The sequence below is a fragment of the Natronococcus jeotgali DSM 18795 genome (genome assembly GCF_000337695.1).
Lineage (GTDB): Archaea > Halobacteriota > Halobacteria > Halobacteriales > Natrialbaceae > Natronococcus > Natronococcus jeotgali.
The window spans coordinates 1-16559 of the sequence record NZ_AOIA01000131.1 but is presented as its reverse complement, the minus strand read 5'-3'; the positions used below and the strand labels follow the sequence as shown (position 1 = coordinate 16559).

Annotated in this window: 17 protein-coding genes and 1 pseudogene; 8 read left to right on the top strand and 10 right to left on the bottom strand. The window is 67.8% G+C overall.

All coding sequences use genetic code 11. The annotated features are described in order from the left end of the window. Nucleotides 1-333 precede the first annotated feature (333 nt). The 3 genes from C492_RS15500 to C492_RS15490 form a co-directional block, all read right to left on the bottom strand. On the bottom strand, nucleotides 334-618 hold the full coding sequence (locus C492_RS15500; protein WP_008425305.1) for a type II toxin-antitoxin system RelE family toxin: 285 nt from the start codon (nucleotides 616-618) through the stop codon (nucleotides 334-336). After that, nucleotides 611-895: a ribbon-helix-helix domain-containing protein gene (locus tag C492_RS15495; protein ID WP_008425303.1), complete on the bottom strand. Its 285-nt coding sequence runs from the start codon at nucleotides 893-895 to the stop codon at nucleotides 611-613. The genes C492_RS15500 and C492_RS15495 overlap by 8 nt, the downstream gene beginning before the upstream one ends. 179 nt (nucleotides 896-1074) lie before the next feature. Beyond that, nucleotides 1075-1938, bottom strand: a complete 864-nt coding sequence (locus C492_RS15490) for a HoxN/HupN/NixA family nickel/cobalt transporter (protein ID WP_008425301.1) — start codon at nucleotides 1936-1938, stop codon at nucleotides 1075-1077. A gap of 103 nt (nucleotides 1939-2041) precedes the next feature. Between C492_RS15490 and C492_RS23135 the strand changes: the two genes are divergently transcribed. After that, the gene (locus tag C492_RS23135; protein WP_008425299.1) at nucleotides 2042-2437 is read left to right on the top strand and encodes a CopG family ribbon-helix-helix protein; all 396 of its coding nucleotides are present in this window, start codon (nucleotides 2042-2044) and stop codon (nucleotides 2435-2437) included. Nucleotides 2438-2517: 80 nt separating this feature from the next. Here C492_RS23135 and C492_RS15480 read toward each other — a convergent pair whose 3' ends face one another. After that, complete coding sequence (locus C492_RS15480; protein ID WP_008425297.1) at nucleotides 2518-2838, bottom strand: chorismate mutase; 321 nt, start codon at nucleotides 2836-2838, stop codon at nucleotides 2518-2520. Next, entirely contained in the window at nucleotides 2835-3704 is an 870-nt protein-coding gene (locus C492_RS15475) for a shikimate kinase (RefSeq protein ID WP_008425295.1), read from the bottom strand. The genes C492_RS15480 and C492_RS15475 overlap by 4 nt, the downstream gene beginning before the upstream one ends. A gap of 130 nt (nucleotides 3705-3834) precedes the next feature. Between C492_RS15475 and C492_RS15470 the strand changes: the two genes are divergently transcribed. Continuing rightward, nucleotides 3835-4266 carry a DUF5796 family protein gene (locus tag C492_RS15470; RefSeq protein WP_008425293.1) on the top strand — a complete coding sequence of 144 codons (432 nt, stop codon included), beginning with the start codon at nucleotides 3835-3837 and terminating at the stop codon, nucleotides 4264-4266. Then, nucleotides 4266-4511, top strand: a complete 246-nt coding sequence (locus tag C492_RS15465) for a DUF7508 domain-containing protein (protein WP_008425291.1) — start codon at nucleotides 4266-4268, stop codon at nucleotides 4509-4511. The genes C492_RS15470 and C492_RS15465 overlap by 1 nt, the downstream gene beginning before the upstream one ends. A gap of 14 nt (nucleotides 4512-4525) precedes the next feature. On the opposite strand, the gene C492_RS25620 is transcribed toward C492_RS15465, so the two are convergent. After that, nucleotides 4526-4660 carry a DUF7128 family protein gene (locus tag C492_RS25620; protein WP_008425288.1) on the bottom strand — a complete coding sequence of 45 codons (135 nt, stop codon included), beginning with the start codon at nucleotides 4658-4660 and terminating at the stop codon, nucleotides 4526-4528. Nucleotides 4661-4755: 95 nt separating this feature from the next. Here C492_RS25620 and C492_RS15455 point away from each other — a divergent pair, with 95 nt between their 5' ends. The 3 genes from C492_RS15455 to C492_RS15445 all read left to right on the top strand — a co-directional run bounded on the left by C492_RS15455 (nucleotide 4756) and on the right by C492_RS15445 (nucleotide 8463). Beyond that, nucleotides 4756-6948, top strand: coding sequence for an AAA family ATPase (locus tag C492_RS15455; protein ID WP_008425286.1), 2193 nt, complete (start codon nucleotides 4756-4758; stop codon nucleotides 6946-6948). Nucleotides 6949-7073: 125 nt separating this feature from the next. Then, the gene (locus C492_RS15450) at nucleotides 7074-8135 is read left to right on the top strand and encodes an amidohydrolase family protein (protein WP_008425284.1); all 1062 of its coding nucleotides are present in this window, start codon (nucleotides 7074-7076) and stop codon (nucleotides 8133-8135) included. Nucleotides 8136-8244: 109 nt separating this feature from the next. After that, entirely contained in the window at nucleotides 8245-8463 is a 219-nt protein-coding gene (locus C492_RS15445; protein ID WP_008425282.1) for a hypothetical protein, read from the top strand. 9 nt (nucleotides 8464-8472) lie between these two features. On the opposite strand, the gene C492_RS15440 is transcribed toward C492_RS15445, so the two are convergent. The 4 genes and pseudogenes from C492_RS15440 to C492_RS15425 form a co-directional block, all read right to left on the bottom strand. Beyond that, complete coding sequence (locus tag C492_RS15440; protein WP_008425280.1) at nucleotides 8473-9225, bottom strand: protein sorting system archaetidylserine decarboxylase; 753 nt, start codon at nucleotides 9223-9225, stop codon at nucleotides 8473-8475. 55 nt (nucleotides 9226-9280) lie between these two features. Next, a pseudogene (locus C492_RS15435) lies at nucleotides 9281-11277 on the bottom strand (PAS domain-containing sensor histidine kinase). An 81-nt stretch (nucleotides 11278-11358) separates the two neighbouring features. Further along, entirely contained in the window at nucleotides 11359-14184 is a 2826-nt protein-coding gene (locus C492_RS15430) for a DEAD/DEAH box helicase (protein WP_008425274.1), read from the bottom strand. A gap of 63 nt (nucleotides 14185-14247) precedes the next feature. Further along, nucleotides 14248-14661 carry a hypothetical protein gene (locus C492_RS15425; RefSeq protein ID WP_008425273.1) on the bottom strand — a complete coding sequence of 138 codons (414 nt, stop codon included), beginning with the start codon at nucleotides 14659-14661 and terminating at the stop codon, nucleotides 14248-14250. Between the two features lie 245 nt (nucleotides 14662-14906). Between C492_RS15425 and C492_RS15420 the strand changes: the two genes are divergently transcribed. Both C492_RS15420 and C492_RS15415 read left to right on the top strand, forming a co-directional pair. Next, nucleotides 14907-15962: a PGF-CTERM sorting domain-containing protein gene (locus C492_RS15420; RefSeq protein WP_049893125.1), complete on the top strand. Its 1056-nt coding sequence runs from the start codon at nucleotides 14907-14909 to the stop codon at nucleotides 15960-15962. Between the two features lie 66 nt (nucleotides 15963-16028). After that, nucleotides 16029-16292 carry a hypothetical protein gene (locus C492_RS15415; RefSeq protein WP_008425269.1) on the top strand — a complete coding sequence of 88 codons (264 nt, stop codon included), beginning with the start codon at nucleotides 16029-16031 and terminating at the stop codon, nucleotides 16290-16292. Nucleotides 16293-16559: the final 267 nt, after the last annotated feature.

Sequence of the window (16559 nt, the reverse complement as noted above, 5' to 3'; positions counted from 1 at the left end):
CTCGCGCCATCAGAGATGTGTATAAGAGACAGCTACAAAAGTGCTTTCTCGACGCGGCAGAGGCCACCGCTTTCGAATGCGAGGGATTCGCGATCAGTCGACGCCCGCTCGCGACTCGCGGGAGCCGACTCGAGTCCTCTCCCAACGTCGACTCTCGCGGTGCTCGATCCGGTACGGATCGATCCCCCGTTCGTCTGATCTCGGCGTGCGGTCGTACTCGCGGGGAAGTTCCCACCGAGTAGTTGGTACCGGTTCTCTCGCTGCTCGACCTTGTTCAGGTCTCAGACTGGTGTTACAGATACCTTCTACTTTGCCGGTTTCTGGTGCATCTATTCAGTCGTCGTCAGCGGTATACGCGCCTCCGCGACGTTTGACTCGAGCAACGACCATTCGGTACTCGTCTTTGTGAAAAGTGACCGCAAGACGGAATTCACCGATACGCACTTTACGGCGTGGACTGTTCTGGAGCGGTTCGCCGTAGTCTGGTGGGTCGCGCCACGGGGAATCGACGATTTCGTCGAGTTTGTCGATGATACGCTGTTGCTCGTTCGGATTGAGCGCAGCGAGGTCGTCCTGTGCTTTCGACGCGAGTTCCCACGCCCATCCGTCGTCACTCATTCGTGTCGTCAGTGCCGAATCGTTCGCGCGCTTCTTCAGCGCTTATCGTCCGTTTTTCACGGAAATCCTCTTCCGCTTGAAGGAGTGCGACGAGTTCATCGCGGTCAAACGTGGGGTGTTCGACGGCATCGCGTAAGGTGTACCGAATAAATTCGCTACGGCTGTTGAATCCTCGTCCTTGCCACGTGTCTTCAATCTCGTTGAGAAACGACCGTGTGACTTTGAAGTTTACCGTGACAATCTCCTCGTCGCCGTTGTTTGTGGCCGCTTCGGACATACGTCTGTATTACTCGCGTGTTACTGTAGGTGTTTCGGCGTCCGAACGCTTGAAGCTATTAGCGAGGAGAAACAGTAGCCGATACGTGAAATTGGTGTCGTTTGCTACCGGTTCTCACGCTTCTCTACTTTGTTCATGTAGATAAAATCCACCATAGACACAGATGGAACGGTTTGATCTTAGAATAGACCACTGATAAATCCGACACCCATGATGATGAGGACGGTCGCGGAGAACGCCGGGAGGTACGGCGTATACTGCTCGACTTTCTCTTCGGAGTGCTGATAGCCCGCAATCAACAGCATCGTCAGACCGACGATACCCACGATAACGGTGATGGCGTATGCACTCATCAGTTCGAGGCAGTAGTTCGACCCGGCACAGAGCGCGATGATCTCGAACTCCTCCTCGTGGGCGAACCCGAGAACGAATGCGAACCACGCGATACCGAGGAGGCCCCGGTCGGCAGCCTCGTCGTGGTCATCGTGGGAGTGAGAGTGCCCACTGGCGAGTGGGACGACCCTCTTCAGCCGGAAAATCAGTCCACCGTTATCGTGGTCGTGGCCGTGAACATGTGAATAGCCTTGTTCCTGCGAGCGACTGTGATGCCCGTCCGAGTTGTGTTCGTGGTCATGTGAGTGTCGGTGGTCGGAGTTGTGGTGATCGGAGTCGTGGTTAGCATCGTGGTTGCCGTGAGAATGTCCGTGAAAGTACTCACGAATGCCGAGTGCGATGAGTAAGACACCGGCCACGAGACTAACTGGTCCACCGATTTGAATGCCACCGAGAATCGTAATCGGCTCGTTGACTTGTGTGAGATTGAAGTACTCCTTCGCGTAGAAGAACGCTCCGACCATCGCAATACTGCTGACGAGATGGCCAACGCCGAGGATGAAACTCGCCGCGAACCCGTATGCCCACTTGTTCGTTTGGTCGAGCGCATAGGATGCGGCAACGGGCCAGCCATGACCCGGTTCGATGCCGTGAACGGCACCGAGTGCAACCGCCCCGAGGAGAAGCCCGAGCGCGTCACCGTGTAACATCTACGGAGAACTCCGCCGAGGGCGCGAATAACGGTTGTTAATACCGAATCGGGGGAACCGTCATACGCGGACCCTCTTGTAGGAGAAAGACGAATCAGTAGCCGTGCGAACGAGTTTCAACATCCCAGATGAGGTAGTCGAGGAGTTCGACCGCGTGTGGAAGGAACAGGGAATCGAAAATCGGTCGCGGGCCGTCCGAGAGGCGATGCTGGAGTATATCGAATCCCATACTCGCCTCGAAGAGACAACTGGAGAGGTCGTTGCCCTCGTCGCTTTCGATTATCGCCACCACGAAGTGATACAGGAACTCCACGCCGTCCAGCACGGGTATCAAGACGTGATTCTCAATACGAGTCATACTCACCAAGGCGAGTGGTGTCTCGAATCACTATTCTGCCGAGGCTCTGCCGAACGGGTCCGTGAACTAACGTATCGTCTCCGTGATTTCGATGGTGTGCGCCGCGTGAAGGTGATGGTCATCCGTGATAGTGGGTTGTAAATCCACGAACCAGCTAGACCGCAATCGGAAGGTTTTCAATCTATATCGTCCGGTAGAAACGGTAGTGAACCCGGTTAGTACTATCTACTATCCCTTTGCTCGACCTTGTTCAACTCGATCAGCAGCCGGAAGATCGCCTTCACGAGGTTCGCGTCGACGTCGAACTGCTCGGCGTTGTGGCCCGCCCGCTCCATCACCTGTTCCTCCTGTTTCTCGTCGGTCGTCGGCAGCCCCTGCTCGTCTTTGACCGCCGCGATCGTGTCCGCGACGTAGGTCCGCTGGGCGATCAGCTCGACGATCTCGCGGTCGATCGACTGGATCTCCTCGCGGAGCTCGTCGAGGTCCATCTCGTCTGGCGTTCGGTTCTCGAGGTCGTCGGTGTCGGTGTCGTCCGGAGTCATGTGGTTCGTGTACCGTCGGTTCGCGTCGCCACCAGTCGGGTCGTCCCGTCGCGGTCGGCCCAGCGCTCGCGCACCGCCTCGAGGGTCGCCCGGTCGCCGACGGCGACGTAGCTCGGGCCGGTGCCCGACAGCGAGACGCCCGTCGCGTCGGGCAGCGCCTCGAGCAGCGGCCCCGTCGGGAACTCGAGGGCGCCACAGAAGGCGAAGCCGTTGACGGTCATCGCCTCGCCGTAGCGGCCCTCGAGGGCCAGCTCCTCGACGAGGGCAGCGAGCGGCGCGACTCGCTCGCAGGCGGCGACGTCGGCGTCGGCGCTGAACGCCTGCTCGGGCGGCGTGTAGACCAGCGCCTCCCAGTCGACCTCCTCGCGGGCCAGCAGTTCGTCGCTCGCGTTGTCGGTGACCGTCACCCCGCCGAGCATGCTCGCGCTGGCGTCGTCGAACGCGCCCGTCGCGGTCACGCCGGCGTCGCGGGCCGCCCGCACGCCGAGCCGACAGGCGTCGATGCGATCGACGGCGTCGGTGATCTCGAGGGCGTCGAGGGCTGCGAGCGCCGTCGCGTTGGCCGCGGCGCTGGAGCTTTTGAGCCCGGCGGCCATCGGGATCTCGCTGTCGGTCCGGACCCGGGCACCGACCGGGCCGGCGAGCCCCGCGTCCTCGGCGTACTCCTCGAGGACGAGTTCGGCGCAGCGCTCGATAAGTCCGGTGTCGGCCTCGGGCCGCTCCGCGACGGTGCCGACGACCTCGCCGTCGGTCGTCAACTCGACCGTCGCGGTCGTCTCGAGGTCGATCGCGAACGCCGATCCGCGACCGGTCGCGAGCGCGTTCAGCACGGTTCCGGCCGCCGGCGCGACTGCCCGGCCATCCATACCGATCCCTCTCGCCCGGGCCGTATTTAGGCTGGCGATCACGGCGAGTAGTGGGAACGGACGGCGGCGTTCGGCGATCGGCCGGAGCGCGAGCGCACGGTTTTTCTCCGGCCCGGCCGAAGCGGGCCGTATGAGCCAACGCAGCAACGTCGCACCCAGTACCGTCGGCGTCGACTTCGTCGAGGGCGGAGTCGTCGTCGAGTATCTCGACGGGCGGGACGTCTTCTATCACGGTCCGCCCGAGCCCGTCGAGGGGGCGATAACGGCGCCGCCCGGAAAGGAGGTCCACGTCCTGGTCACCGACCCCGACGGCGTCGAGGGCGTGATGACCTACGTCAACGACCGCAACACCCACGAGGAGATCCTCGAGTCGACCGGCGTCGGGCGCGTGATGCTCGAGCGCGACGACGAGGAGGTGCTGTACCCGGGCGTAACCGTCTCGACGGCGGGGTACTCGATCCGCGTCGAGGCCGATCTCGAGGTCGTCGACGGGCGCGTCTTCGTCTTCGCGGAGGACGAGATGAGCGAGCACGCCTACGAGCTCGTCGCGGAGGGGGAGTGATGCCGCTGCAAAAGCCCTGGCGCGACCTCGACCGCGAGACCGTCGCCCGGGCGCCGGACCGCCCCGGCGTCTACGAGCTCGGGGACGGGGCGGGGACGGTGCTGTCGGTCGACCACGGCGTCCTCCGCGACGAGCTCAAGACGGCACTGGCCTACGGCGACGGCGACCGCGTCCGCTGGACGGAGGCCCACACGCTGGATCGGGCCCGCGAGCTCGCAGCCGAGCACCGCGATCGGCTCGAGTAGCGCGCAGTCGTCGGCTACTGGATGTACGACGGATCGCTGCCGTCGCAGTGTTTCTCGTGTTCGGTGGCGTCGGACTGCTCGTCGAACAGCAGTCCGCAGGTCTCGCACTCGTACCAGGTGGCGTCGTCCCGCTCGGTCTGGACCACCATGAAAAACGGTGCGTCACGGACACCCAAAGGCGTTTCTCCGGCACGCGGGAGACGGGAGGGCAATTCTCAAGAGCGCCGCGCCGAAACGACACCCTATGAGTAGGTCGGACGCGGACGGCGTCGAGCTGTCCGTTCGGGCGGCCGAGAAGCGCGACGCCGGGCGCGGAGTCGCTCGCATTCCCGAGCGCGCGCGTCGAGAGCTGGGCGTTCTCAGCGGCGACACGGTCGTGATCGAGGGCGAGAGGGCGACCGTCGCGAAGATGTGGCCCGCGGATCCGTCGGTACCCGAAACCGTCGTCCAGATCGACGGCGATACCCGCGCGAACGCCGGGGTCCACGTCGGCGAGACGGTCACGATCCGACCGAAGGATACCTCGACGATCCGGGAAGCCGAGCGGGTGACGCTGTCGCCGCCGCCGTCGCTGGGCGAGGACGACCGGCGGCTCGCCTCGCGCGATGTAGCACAGAAGCTCCGGAACCGTCCGGTCCGGGCCGGCGAGCAGATCCGGATCGAGGGCGTCAGCCAGGACCCCTTCACCGTCGTCGATACGACGCCGAACGGCGACGTGCGCATCTCGAGCGCGACCGCGGTCCGGCTCGGCGCCGACGCCGGCGCGAATGGCGGGGCGGCTCAGGGCGACGCGGCCGCCGCCTCGAGCCCCGGGACCGACGCGGCGTCGCCCCCGTCCGAGGGGACGACCGGGCCGACCTACGAGGACATCGGCGGCCTGGACGAGGAGCTCGAGCAGGTCCGGGAGATGATCGAGCTCCCGCTGTCCGAACCCGAGCTGTTCCGCCGGCTGGGCGTCGAGCCGCCGTCGGGCGTGTTGCTGTACGGCCCGCCCGGAACGGGGAAGACGCTGATCGCCCGCGCGGTCGCCAACGAGGTCGATGCGTCCTTCGAGACGATCTCGGGTCCGGAGATCATGTCGAAGTACAAGGGCGAAAGCGAGGAGCAGCTCCGGGAGGTGTTCGAGCGCGCCCGCGAGAACGCGCCGACGATCGTCTTCTTCGACGAGATCGACTCGATCGCCGGGGCCCGGGGCGACGACGAGGGCGCCGAGAACCGCATCGTCGGCCAGCTGCTGACGCTGATGGACGGGCTCGACGCCCGCGGCGAGGTGATCGTCATCGGCGCGACGAACCGGGTCGACGCGATCGATCCCGCCCTGCGACGGGGCGGACGGTTCGATCGGGAGATCCAGATCGGCGTCCCCGACGAGGCCGGCCGCAGAGAGATCCTCGAGGTTCACACCCGCGGGATGCCCCTGGCCGAGGACGTCAGCGTCGAGACGATCGCCCGGCGAACCCACGGGTTCGTCGGTGCGGATTTAGACGCCGTCGCCAGCGAGGCCGCGATGGCCGCGATCCGGGAGCGACCGACCGACGCCGACGACCGCGAGGAGTGGAACCGGGATCCGAGGGTCACCAGGGCGCACTTCGATACGGCGCTGGCGTCGGTCGAGCCCTCGGCGATGCGCGAGTACGTCGCCGAATCCCCGGAGACCGACTTCACCGACGTCGGCGGGCTCGAGGGCGCGAAGAACACCCTTCGAGAGTCCGTCGAGTGGCCACTGACCTACGATCGCCTCTTCGAGGAGACCAACACCGAACCGCCCTCCGGCGTGTTGCTGTACGGCCCGCCCGGAACGGGGAAGACGCTGCTGGCCCGCGCGCTCGCGGGCGAGACCGACGTCAACTTCGTCCGGGTCGACGGCCCCGAGATCGTCGACCGCTACGTCGGCGAGTCGGAAAAGGCGATCCGGAAGGTGTTCGAGCGCGCCCGCCAGGCCGCGCCGTCGATCGTCTTCTTCGACGAGATCGACGCCATCACCGCGGCTCGGGGCACGGGACAGAACGAGGTCACCGAGCGCGTCGTCTCCCAGCTGCTCACGGAGCTCGACGGGATGCGCGAGAACCCGAACCTCGTCGTGCTCGCCGCCACGAACCGCAAGGACCAGATCGATCCCGCCCTGCTCCGACCCGGACGGCTCGACACCCACGTGCTGGTCGGCGAACCCGACCTCGAGGCCCGCGAGAAGATCCTCGCGGTCCACGCGGGAGACAAACCGCTGGCCGAGGACGTCGACCTCGCGGCGCTGGCGGCCGAACTCGAGGGGTACACCGGCGCCGACATCGAGGCCCTCGTTCGAACCGCCTCGATGAAGGCGATCCGGGAGGTCGCCACCGCCTACGACCCCGAGGAGGCCAACGAGCGGGCCGGCGAGGTCCTGATCGAGCGTCGCCACCTCGAGGCGGCCCGCGAAGAGCGCGACGCCGCGGGCTGAGACGGTATCGCCCGATCGGGGCGAGGACGGTAGGCGGCGCGAAACTGACGGTTTCGGACGCGGGAGCGAGAAGGCATCGATTACCTGGGCGAGCGGTTTTGTACTAGTCTCTGATACCGCGGCGTATGGATTTATCGCCCCGACTGTCTGACGATGCGCCCGCCGAGACCGAGCCCGCCGACGTGACCGCGGACGGCCCGACCGCGACCCGGCGACGGCACCTCGCGACGACCGCGACCGCCGGACTGTTCGCCGCCGTCGCCGGCTGCGGAGCCATCGGTTCCGGGGGGCCGGCCGATACCGAACCGTCGGAGAGAACGGACGAGACGGACGACGAGTCGAACCCCGTCGGCGACCTCCCGCTGTTCGACGCGCACGCGCACGTCATCCCGACGGCGGCGCGGGGCCAGGACTCGCTGTCGGCCGACGAGCTCGTCGACTGGATGGACGCCAACGGCGTCGACCGCGCGGCGGTCATGGCGTTCGACTCCCCCGAAGGGTACCCGGTCCAGGCGCCGAGCTGGTGGGTGCTCGAACAGGTCGCCGCCTACCCCGACCGCCTCGTTCCCTTCTGTACGATCGACCCGCGGACCATGACCTACGGGGAGGAGGCCGTCGACGTCTTCGAACGGTACGTCGACAGCGGCGCCCAGGGCTTCGGCGAGCTGAAGGTCGGTATGCCGATCGACGACGGACGCCTCGAGCCCCTCTACGAGCTGTGTGCCGAGCACGGGCTGCCCATCGTGTTCCACACGGACCGACAGTTCCTGACCGACGAGGTCGGCCTGCCGCGGCTCGAGGAGGTGCTCGCTTCCTACCCGGAGGTCGACTTCGTCGCCCACGCCACCGGGTGGTGGGCCCACGTCGCCGCGGACGTCGAGCCGTCGGACCTCGGCGGCCGTCCGGAGGGGCCGATCGAGTCCCGCGGCCGCGTCTGGGAGCTGCTCTCGACGTACGACAACGTCTACGGCGACCTCTCCACGCGGGCCGGCTGGAACGCGCTGACCCGCGACGCCGAGCACGGCCGGGCGTTGCTCGAGACCCACCACGAACAGCTCGTGTTCGGCAGCGACTACCTCTACCCCGGACAGGAGGTTCCGCTACTCGAGGCGTTCGATCGGTTCGACCTCGAGCGCGACGCCTGGGCGAACGTTCGACACCGCAACCTCGAGGGGTTGCTTCGCTGAATCGGCGCCGGACCGTTCACGCGGCCGACCTGATCCGCAAACCGCGTATATAGTACCTGAGATCTCCGGAAAGAGCGTTATCCCGTTCCGCGGTGACGTACCGATCGAGATGGACGAACCACCGCGGAACGAGGAGGTCGAACGGGCGGCCGCGATCTGCGAGGGCTGCGGGGACGCGATCGCGGTCCGCGTCGAGGCCGACGGGCAACTGCGGCCGATCGGGAGCGGGACAGGCGAGTGCTGTGCGTGCGACGAGCCCGACCTTCGCGTCATGGACGACGCGGCGGAGATCCTGGACGATCCCGGGACGGTCGACCGATCCGCCTGAGCGCCGTCGCTACGCGCCGACCGCGGCCGAGCCGTCGCCGTCGTCGGACTCGCGCTCGAGGGAGTCCTCGAGGCCGGCCTCGAGCAGCGCGTCCTCCTCGGGCTCGAGCACGACGGTCTCGCCGGCGGTCGTCGAGTCGCCGGGCTCGACGGCGACGTCGTCGATTTCGACCCCGCGCGGGAACAGCAGGTCGACGCGACTGCCGAAGGCGATGTGACCGAGCCGCTGGCCGCGCTCGAGGGCGTCGCCGAGCTCCACGTAGGGGAAGATTCGGCGGGCGAACGCGCCGGCGATGAGAGTGACGGTCGCCGTCGCCGCGTCTCTGGAGCGCCCGGCGTCCGCGTCGCCGTCGTCGGCGACGGCGAACTCGGGGGGGTGCGGCGAGTCGGTCTCGACCGCGACGCGGACGCGCTCGTTTCGCTCTGACTCCTTCGAGAAGGCGGGGCGGTTCGCGCCCGCGACGTGTTCGACGTCCGCGACGCTGCCGGCGAAGGGAGCGCGGACGACGTGGACGTGCCAGACGTTCATGAAGATCCCCAGCCGGACGCGCCCGTCCTCCTCGCGCAGCACCGAGACGGTGCCGTCGGCGGGCGCGACGACGCCCGTCGGGGGCGGGTTCCGCTCCGGGTCGCGGAAGAACCCGAGCGTTGCGACCCCCGCGAGGAGGGCGACGACACTGGCCCCGACGCTGAACAGTAGCGCGAACGGCGCGGCGAGCAGCGGCGGCAGGGCGTACTTCCAGGCCCCCGGAGCGACGTTCATACTCCGGGCCACGCGGGCGAGTCGTATGGTCGTTACGGACGAGTTCGGGCCGGGCTCACGAGACGGTCGCGGGAAGGGTGAACGCGAACGTCGCTCCCTCGCCGGGTTCGGAGTCGACGGCGATCTCGCCGCCGTGGCGCTCGACGATCCGGCGACAGATGGCCAGCCCGATCCCCGTCCCGTCGTACTCGTCGGGCCCGTGGAGCCGCTGGAACACCTGAAAGACGCGGTCGGCCGCCGCGGGATCGAGGCCGATCCCCTCGTCGCGCACCGAGAGCCGCCACCGGTCGCCGTCGCGTTCGGCGCCGACGTGAACCCGCGGGGGATCGTCCCCGCTGTACTCGATCGCGTTCGACAGCAGGTTCTGGAAGAGCTGTCGGAGCTGGCTGGCGTCGCCCTGAACCGTCGGCAGCGGTTCGATCGTGATCTCGGCGTCCTGGCGCTCGATCATCACCTGCAGGTCCGTCAGCACGTCGTCGAGGACCTCCTCGAGCGCTACCGGTTGAAGGGGTCGCCCTGCGAATCGATCCGCGAGTACGCCAGCAGCCCGTCGATCATCTCGCGCATCCGATCGGCGCCGTCGACCGCGTACGCGAGAAACTCCTCGGCGTCCTCGTCTAACTCGTCGCCGTAGCGGTCCTCGAGCAGCTCGAGGTAACTCGAGACCATCCGCAACGGCTCCTGGAGGTCGTGGGAGGCCGCGTACGCGAACTGCTCGAGGCGCTCGTTCGAGGCCTCCAGTTCGCGGACCGTCTCGTTGAGCCGACGCTCGTAGCGCCGGCGCTCGAGGGCGGTCGCCAGGATCGTCGCGACGCTGTCGAGGAAGTCGACGTCGTGGTCGGCGAACTCGCGAGGACGGTCGTCGTAGACCGCGAGGACGCCCCAGGCGTCCGCGACCGGGCCGACGGCGACGGCGAGCCCACTGCGGAGCGCGTCGTTGGGCGGGAGCAGCGGGGCGTCGAGCCGCGGGTCGGCCTCGACGTCCTCGACCACTACCGGCTCGCCGTCGGCGTACGCGGCTGCGGCCAGCGACTCCGCCGGCGATACCGACCCGCTCTCGAGGCGCGCGTCGTCGCAGCCGACTGCGGTCCGGGTCCGAAACTCCGCCCGCCCGTCGCCCGCGTCGGTCGCCTCGAGGACGGCACAGCACTCGGCGTCGAACGCCGCGGCGACCAGCTCTCCCGCCTTCCGGAACAGCGCGTCGTCGTCCGCGTTCTCGAGGGCGTCGCGGCCGAGGTACGCGACCGACTCCAGTTGGGCGACCTTCGTCGTCAACGCCTCCTCGGCCTCCTTTCGCGGCGAGATGTCCCGGAAGAGACCGACGAAGTACCGGTCGCCGTCGTAGAAGAAGTCGTTGAGCGAGACTCCGAGCGGAACCTCGTGGCCGTCGCTGTGTCGTCCGGGAAGCTCGACGTAGGTCCAGTCCAGGTTCCGCTCCCCGGTCTCGAGGTACCGCTGGAGCGCGTCGAGGTGAGTTTGTCGGAGCCGCGGCGGGATGATATCGAGCTTGCTTCCGCCGACGAGTTCCGCGGGGTCGTGGCCGAGGATTCGTTCGACGGCGGGGTTGGCGTACCGGATCTCGCTGTCGGTATCGAGGACGATGATCCCGTCGGGTACCGCGTCGGCGAGCGCCTCGAACGTCGGACCGTAGGCCGGTTCGGACCGGGCGGACGTCGGTTTCGGATCGACGATTCCGGTGACCTCCGAGCCGGCGCCGTCAGCCGACGGCGAATCGAAGTGGAGCTCGACGTCGACGACGGCGCCCGCGTCGGTCCGAAGCGAACGGGTCGCCGCCAGCGGCTCCCGGCGCTCGCCCGCGACCAGCGCGTCGAGCGCGGGGAGCTCCCCGACCAGCAGATCCGCGAACCGACGACCGAGCAGCTCCGAGCGTTCGTAGCCGGTCAGCGACCCGAACGCGGCGGTAACGTCGTCGATCGTTCCCGACGACGTCAGCCGAACGCTCGGAACGCCCGCGACGTCGAGCAGGGAGAGGGGAGCGCCGGACGGTCGCGTCTCGACCTCGGCGGGTGTGTTGGGCGACTCCGGGTTCATAGACAGCGACTCCGCCAGTCCGACGGATAAGGACTCTGCCGGAAGCGGACGACCGGTTCGGTCCCGCCGGATCGGGAGCGGTCAGTCCCAGAACGACTGCGTCCGGGCGTACTCGCGCTCCTTCGAGAGGATATCTCGGTAGAAGTCGGCCTCGTCCTCCCGGAGCTTGCTGATGATCCGGGCCGCGTTGTGCGGGCCGACCCCGCGGGCGGCCATCGCGATGACCGCCTGCTTGCCGTGGCTCTGGACCAGACTCGCGCTGTGGAAGGCCCGTTCGGTCATCTCCTCCTGTTCGTCGTCTTTCTCCTCGGCCCGAACCGCCCGCACGACCTCGTCGGCCCACGGGTTCAGCGACGCGATCCGGGTCGAGCCGCAGTTCGGACACTCGGGCTGGTCGTCGACCCGGCCGACCTTCGTCTTTACCTTCCACTCGTGACAGTGGGTACACAGCAAGATCACGCGATCGTCGCGGATCCGTTCCTTGACCGTCTCGATGACGCTCGCGTCGGCGTTCTCCGGCGCCAGCAGCTCCTTGCCCGAGGACCGACCGCCCAGCCCGACGGGCGTCCGACCGCGGTGAGTCACGAGTTCGAGGTCGCCGGACTGGAGGCGTTCGAGAACCCGGCCCGCACGCTCGACGTCCAGATCCTCGTGGAAGACCTCCCGGAGCGACTCGTCGTACATCGGGGTGTCCTCGAGCGCCGAGAGGAGCCGTTCGTTCGACATCCGGCCGGAGCCCTGCCAGCGCTTGAGCGCGCCGAACTTCGCCGAGACCTGCGCGAGCCGGAAGGCCAGCGCGTCCGACCCCTTGAGTCCTAACTCGACGATCGTCCCGACGTGGTCGGGGTTGGTGTCCTCGAGCACCTCGAGGACGTCGCTGGTCGCGATCGAGGTCGGCACCTCGAGCTCGATCCGGTAGGGGTCCGTCTCGAGGCCGACCGAGGAGCCCGCTCGCTGGCCCAAAAGCGCCGAAAGGACGCGACCGAGCGTCTCGTTTACCTTGTGGCCGAACGGCGCGTTGAGCACGATCGTCCGGCCCTGCCGCTCGAGGGCGAGCCGATCGGCCGTCGGCATCGGCGCCTCGCTCTCGACCTGCTCCTCGAGTTGCGAGCAGGCTGCCGAGAGCGTCTCCGGGTCGGCGGGATACCGACCCGCGAACTCCCGGCCGACGGCGGCGGCGTCGGCGCCCTGCCTCAGTTGCGGTTCGGCCACGGCACGGATCTCGCCGACCTCGCCGGCCACGGCCGCGGGGACGGGGATCTCCTGACCGATCCAGGACGGTACTTCGCCCGCGGGATCCTCGATCGGGCTCACCTTCACTCGACCCTCCTCGTCGTCGATCTCGGCGATTCGCCACATCTCGCCGCGTTGGATGAACACCTCGCCCGGCTGGGCGAAGTTGACGACGAACTGCTCGTCTAGCGTGCCGATCTGGCCCCCCGAGGCGATGTCGTGGACCTCGTAGGTCTCCTCGTCGGGGATCATCGAGAGGTTCGCGTAGACGTACTGCCAGGTCCCGCCGGTCGTCTCGAGGCGGTCCTCGCCCTCGTCGAACCAGACGACTCGGTTGCGGTGTAGCTCTCCGAGGATTTCCCGAATCGTCGCCTCCGTGACCTCCCGGAACGGGTACGCGCGGGTGATCGTCTCGACGGCCTCCTCGAGGCGGGTGTCGCCGCGGCTCTGGACGAGCGCCGGCAGCTGGTTGGCGACGACGTCGAGGCTTCCCTCGTGAATCTCGGCGGGTTCGACCTCGCCGTCCCGCGCCCGCCGGGCGATCGACAGCGCCTCGAACGTGTCGTCGGGGCGGGTCGTCACGATGGTTCCGCTCGAGACTTCGTCCTGGCGGTGGCCCGCGCGGCCGATCCGCTGGAGCAGGCGGGCGACCTGGCGGGGGCTCTGGTACTGGATCACGTGGTCGACCCGGCCGACGTCGATCCCCAGTTCCATCGAGGACGTACACAACAGCCCCTCGAGCTCGCCGGCCTTGAACCGGTCCTCGACGTCGATCCGGGCCTCCTTCGAGAGCGAGCCGTGGTGGACGCCGATCGGGAGGTCGAGTTCCGTAAAGCGCGAGCCCAGCGCTTCCGCGGTCTGGCGGGTGTTGACGAAGATCAGCGTCGACTCGTGCTCGGCAACCAGATCCCGAACGAGCCGGACGTGGCTCGCCGTCGATGCATCGGTAACCAGCTTCCCGGAGAGTTCCTCGTCCTCGGGCGTCACCTCGGGGCTGCGGACGGTGACGTCGACGTTGCTCCCGACGTCGATCTGGCGGATCTCGCAGGCCCGACCGCCGGTGAGAAACCGCCCTACCGACTCGGGATCGCCGACCGTCGCCGAGAGCCCGATCCGCTGCATCCGCCCCGCGAGGTCGTGCAGTCGCTCGAGGGCGATCGACAGCTGGGCTCCGCGCTTCGAGGCCGCGAGCTCGTGGACCTCGTCGATCACGACGTGGGAGAGGTCCGCCAGCGCCTCCCGGAGCCGCTCGCCGGTGAGCATCGCCTGGACCGTCTCGGGGGTCGTGATCAACACGTCGGGCGGGTCCTCGGCCTGCTTGCTGCGCCGGTAGTCGGTCGTGTCGCCGTGGCGGACGTCGACCTCGAGGTCGAGGTACTCGCCCCACCACTCGAGGCGCTCGCGCATGTCGCGGTTGAGCGCCCGCAGCGGCGTCACGTAGAGCGCACCCAGGCCCTCGGGCCGCTCCTCGACCAGGTGATCGAAGACGGGCAACATCGCCGTCTCGGTCTTGCCGCTCCCGGTCGGCGCGATCACGAGCGTGTTCTCGCCGGCCGACAGCGGCGGGATCGCGAGCCGCTGAGGTGCCGTCGGAGCGGAGAATCCGCGCTCCGAGAGCGCCCCGCGGACCGTCGGCCCGAGGTGCGTGAAGGCGGCGACGTCTCCTTCAGTCATCGTGGTTTCTACGGGCGTAGGGCGGATAAGCGACACGTTCTCCGTCCGTCCCGTCGTCGCCGATCACCCCTCGCGGTCGTCCGCTCGGAGCTCGTCGGCGAGTTCTTCGTCGAGGGTTAGCTCGCCCGGCGAGGCCGGCTCCTCTCGAACGTTCGCCACGGCCCGTTCGTCGATCGCATCGTCCGAGCGCGCCCCGTCCGTCAGGTCGGCGTTCAGTCGGTCGTCGTCGATCGTCTCGGCGCCGTCCCCGTCGGACGGGGGACGGCTCCGCGGCGTCGATTTGCCGCGACGCTTTCGCACGCCGTCGACGACCGTCGACGGTTCGGCCGACTCGAGGCGGCGGGCGAGCGCGTCCGCGACGAGGACGACCCCCGCGCCGACGACCGCCAGCCCCGCAAGCCGAGCGAGCGACGGCCCCGTCGCGGGCGGTTTCGGTCGACGGTCGGACTGCGCTCCGCGAAACGCTCGTGGACTCATTACCCGTCCTTTCGGCGGTGTCGGCAAGTCCGTTCGGCCCGCGAGAGCAAGCCCGATCGCCGGGTGCTACTCCCCCGTATCAACCTCCTAACCGGGGTTTAACAACCGAATAGTATACAGTTGTCTCGGATACTATCAATATAGATGAGATTCAGTAAATCAGTACAGTACGAACACTCGAGCGTCGTTCGCTCGACGGGGGGTCCCGCTGCGGACTCGGACCACCGGTGCGCGCGGAGGAAACGATGAGCGGGAAGGATCGGCGGCGAACCGGTCGAACCGTCGCGGTCGTCGGCGCCGTCGCGGTGCTCGCCGGCGTCCTCGCGACGGCGTTTCTCGTCGGCGGAACCGCGGCCGTCGGTTCCGACGGGGCGCCCGACTCCGACGCGACCGCGTTCGAGTCGAGCGCGGTGCAGTCGACGACCGGGGTCTCCGAAACGGCGAGCGAGGTCCCGGTCCCGGAACCGGGCGACGAGTACTACGAGGCTGCCGCACCCGACGGCAGCTGGATCAGCTACATCAACACTCGAGACGAGTACCGGGATCCGTACCTCGGCGACGGCTCCGGGAAACTCTGCGTGACGCTCGTCAACGAGGCCGGCGAACCGGTCGTCGGCGAGAGCGTCCCGAACACCACGGCGACGATGTCGACCGGCGACGAGCTCGAGTGGCACTCCCAGGCCGATCCGATAACCGTCGAGTATCCGCTGACCGACAACTACGAGCAGCCGCTCGATTCCGACCAGTTCGGGACGAACTCGGAGCTTCCGCAGGGCGACGGCTACCTCGATTCCCACTGCATCGAGATGCACGGTCAGCCCGAGGACGGAACGATCGAGTACGGCGAGGTCGAGGTCGACGGCGAGCACGCCGACGACGTCGAGGTCGTCGGCTACGTTCAGCAGGCCCACGACGCCTGGGACACGGACGTCGATCCGGTCGAGGACGCCGTGCCCTACGAGGACGCCGGCGGCTGGACCTACGAGCCCGACGGCACCCACGGACAGGCCGTCGCCGTCCTCCAGTTGACCGCCAACGCCGACGAGTTCGAGGACGGCGAGAGCGGAAGCGAACCGACCGACGGGAACGGCGACGATCCGAGCGAAACCGACCAATCGAACGAGACCGACGGGAACGGCTCGGACGACGACGGTACGAACGCCTCCGACGGCGCCGATTCGAACGGCGCCGACGGTGGCGAATCGAGCGATACCGACGACTCGGACGGCCTGCCAGGGTTCGGCGCCGCCGTCGCCGTGACCGCGCTGGCCGCGGTCGCCGTCGGGGTCGCCCGGCGCTGATCCACGAGCGACCCGTCCGCGGACTCCGAGCCATTTACCGGCTCCGGCGACGAACTCGAGGTACCGATGACCGACGACAGCGCGGACTGGATGGACCCGGTCGACGAGGAGCTCCTTCGGCTGCTCCGGGACGAAGACGTCTTCATGCCCGACCAGCTCGCCGAGGAGGTCGAGCCCCGCGCTCCCCACGTCGCCTACCGGTGTCGGGAGCTCACGAAGTACGGGCTCGCGACGAAACACGCGATGGGAATGTACGACATCAGCGACCTGGGCGAACGATACCTCGCGGGCGAGGTCGATCCGAGCGAGCTCGAGCCCGACGACGCCTAGACGCCTCGCGACGACCTCGAGGCCGCGGCGAGTTCGGGCCTTCGGTCGGAGAAACGATCATTGAGAAAAGGGGCTTTATCCCTCGATCCGCTACGAACGCCGATGACTCGTTCCGTCAGTCACGACCGCGACGTCCGCGAGGGACGGAAGGCCACGCTGTACTGCTGGGGGTGTGACCACGCGAGTTCCGTCGACGGCGACTGGGTTCGCAAACCTCGCGGGACCGAGGTGGCGTACGTCTGTCCCGGTTGCGGGACAGTGATCGCG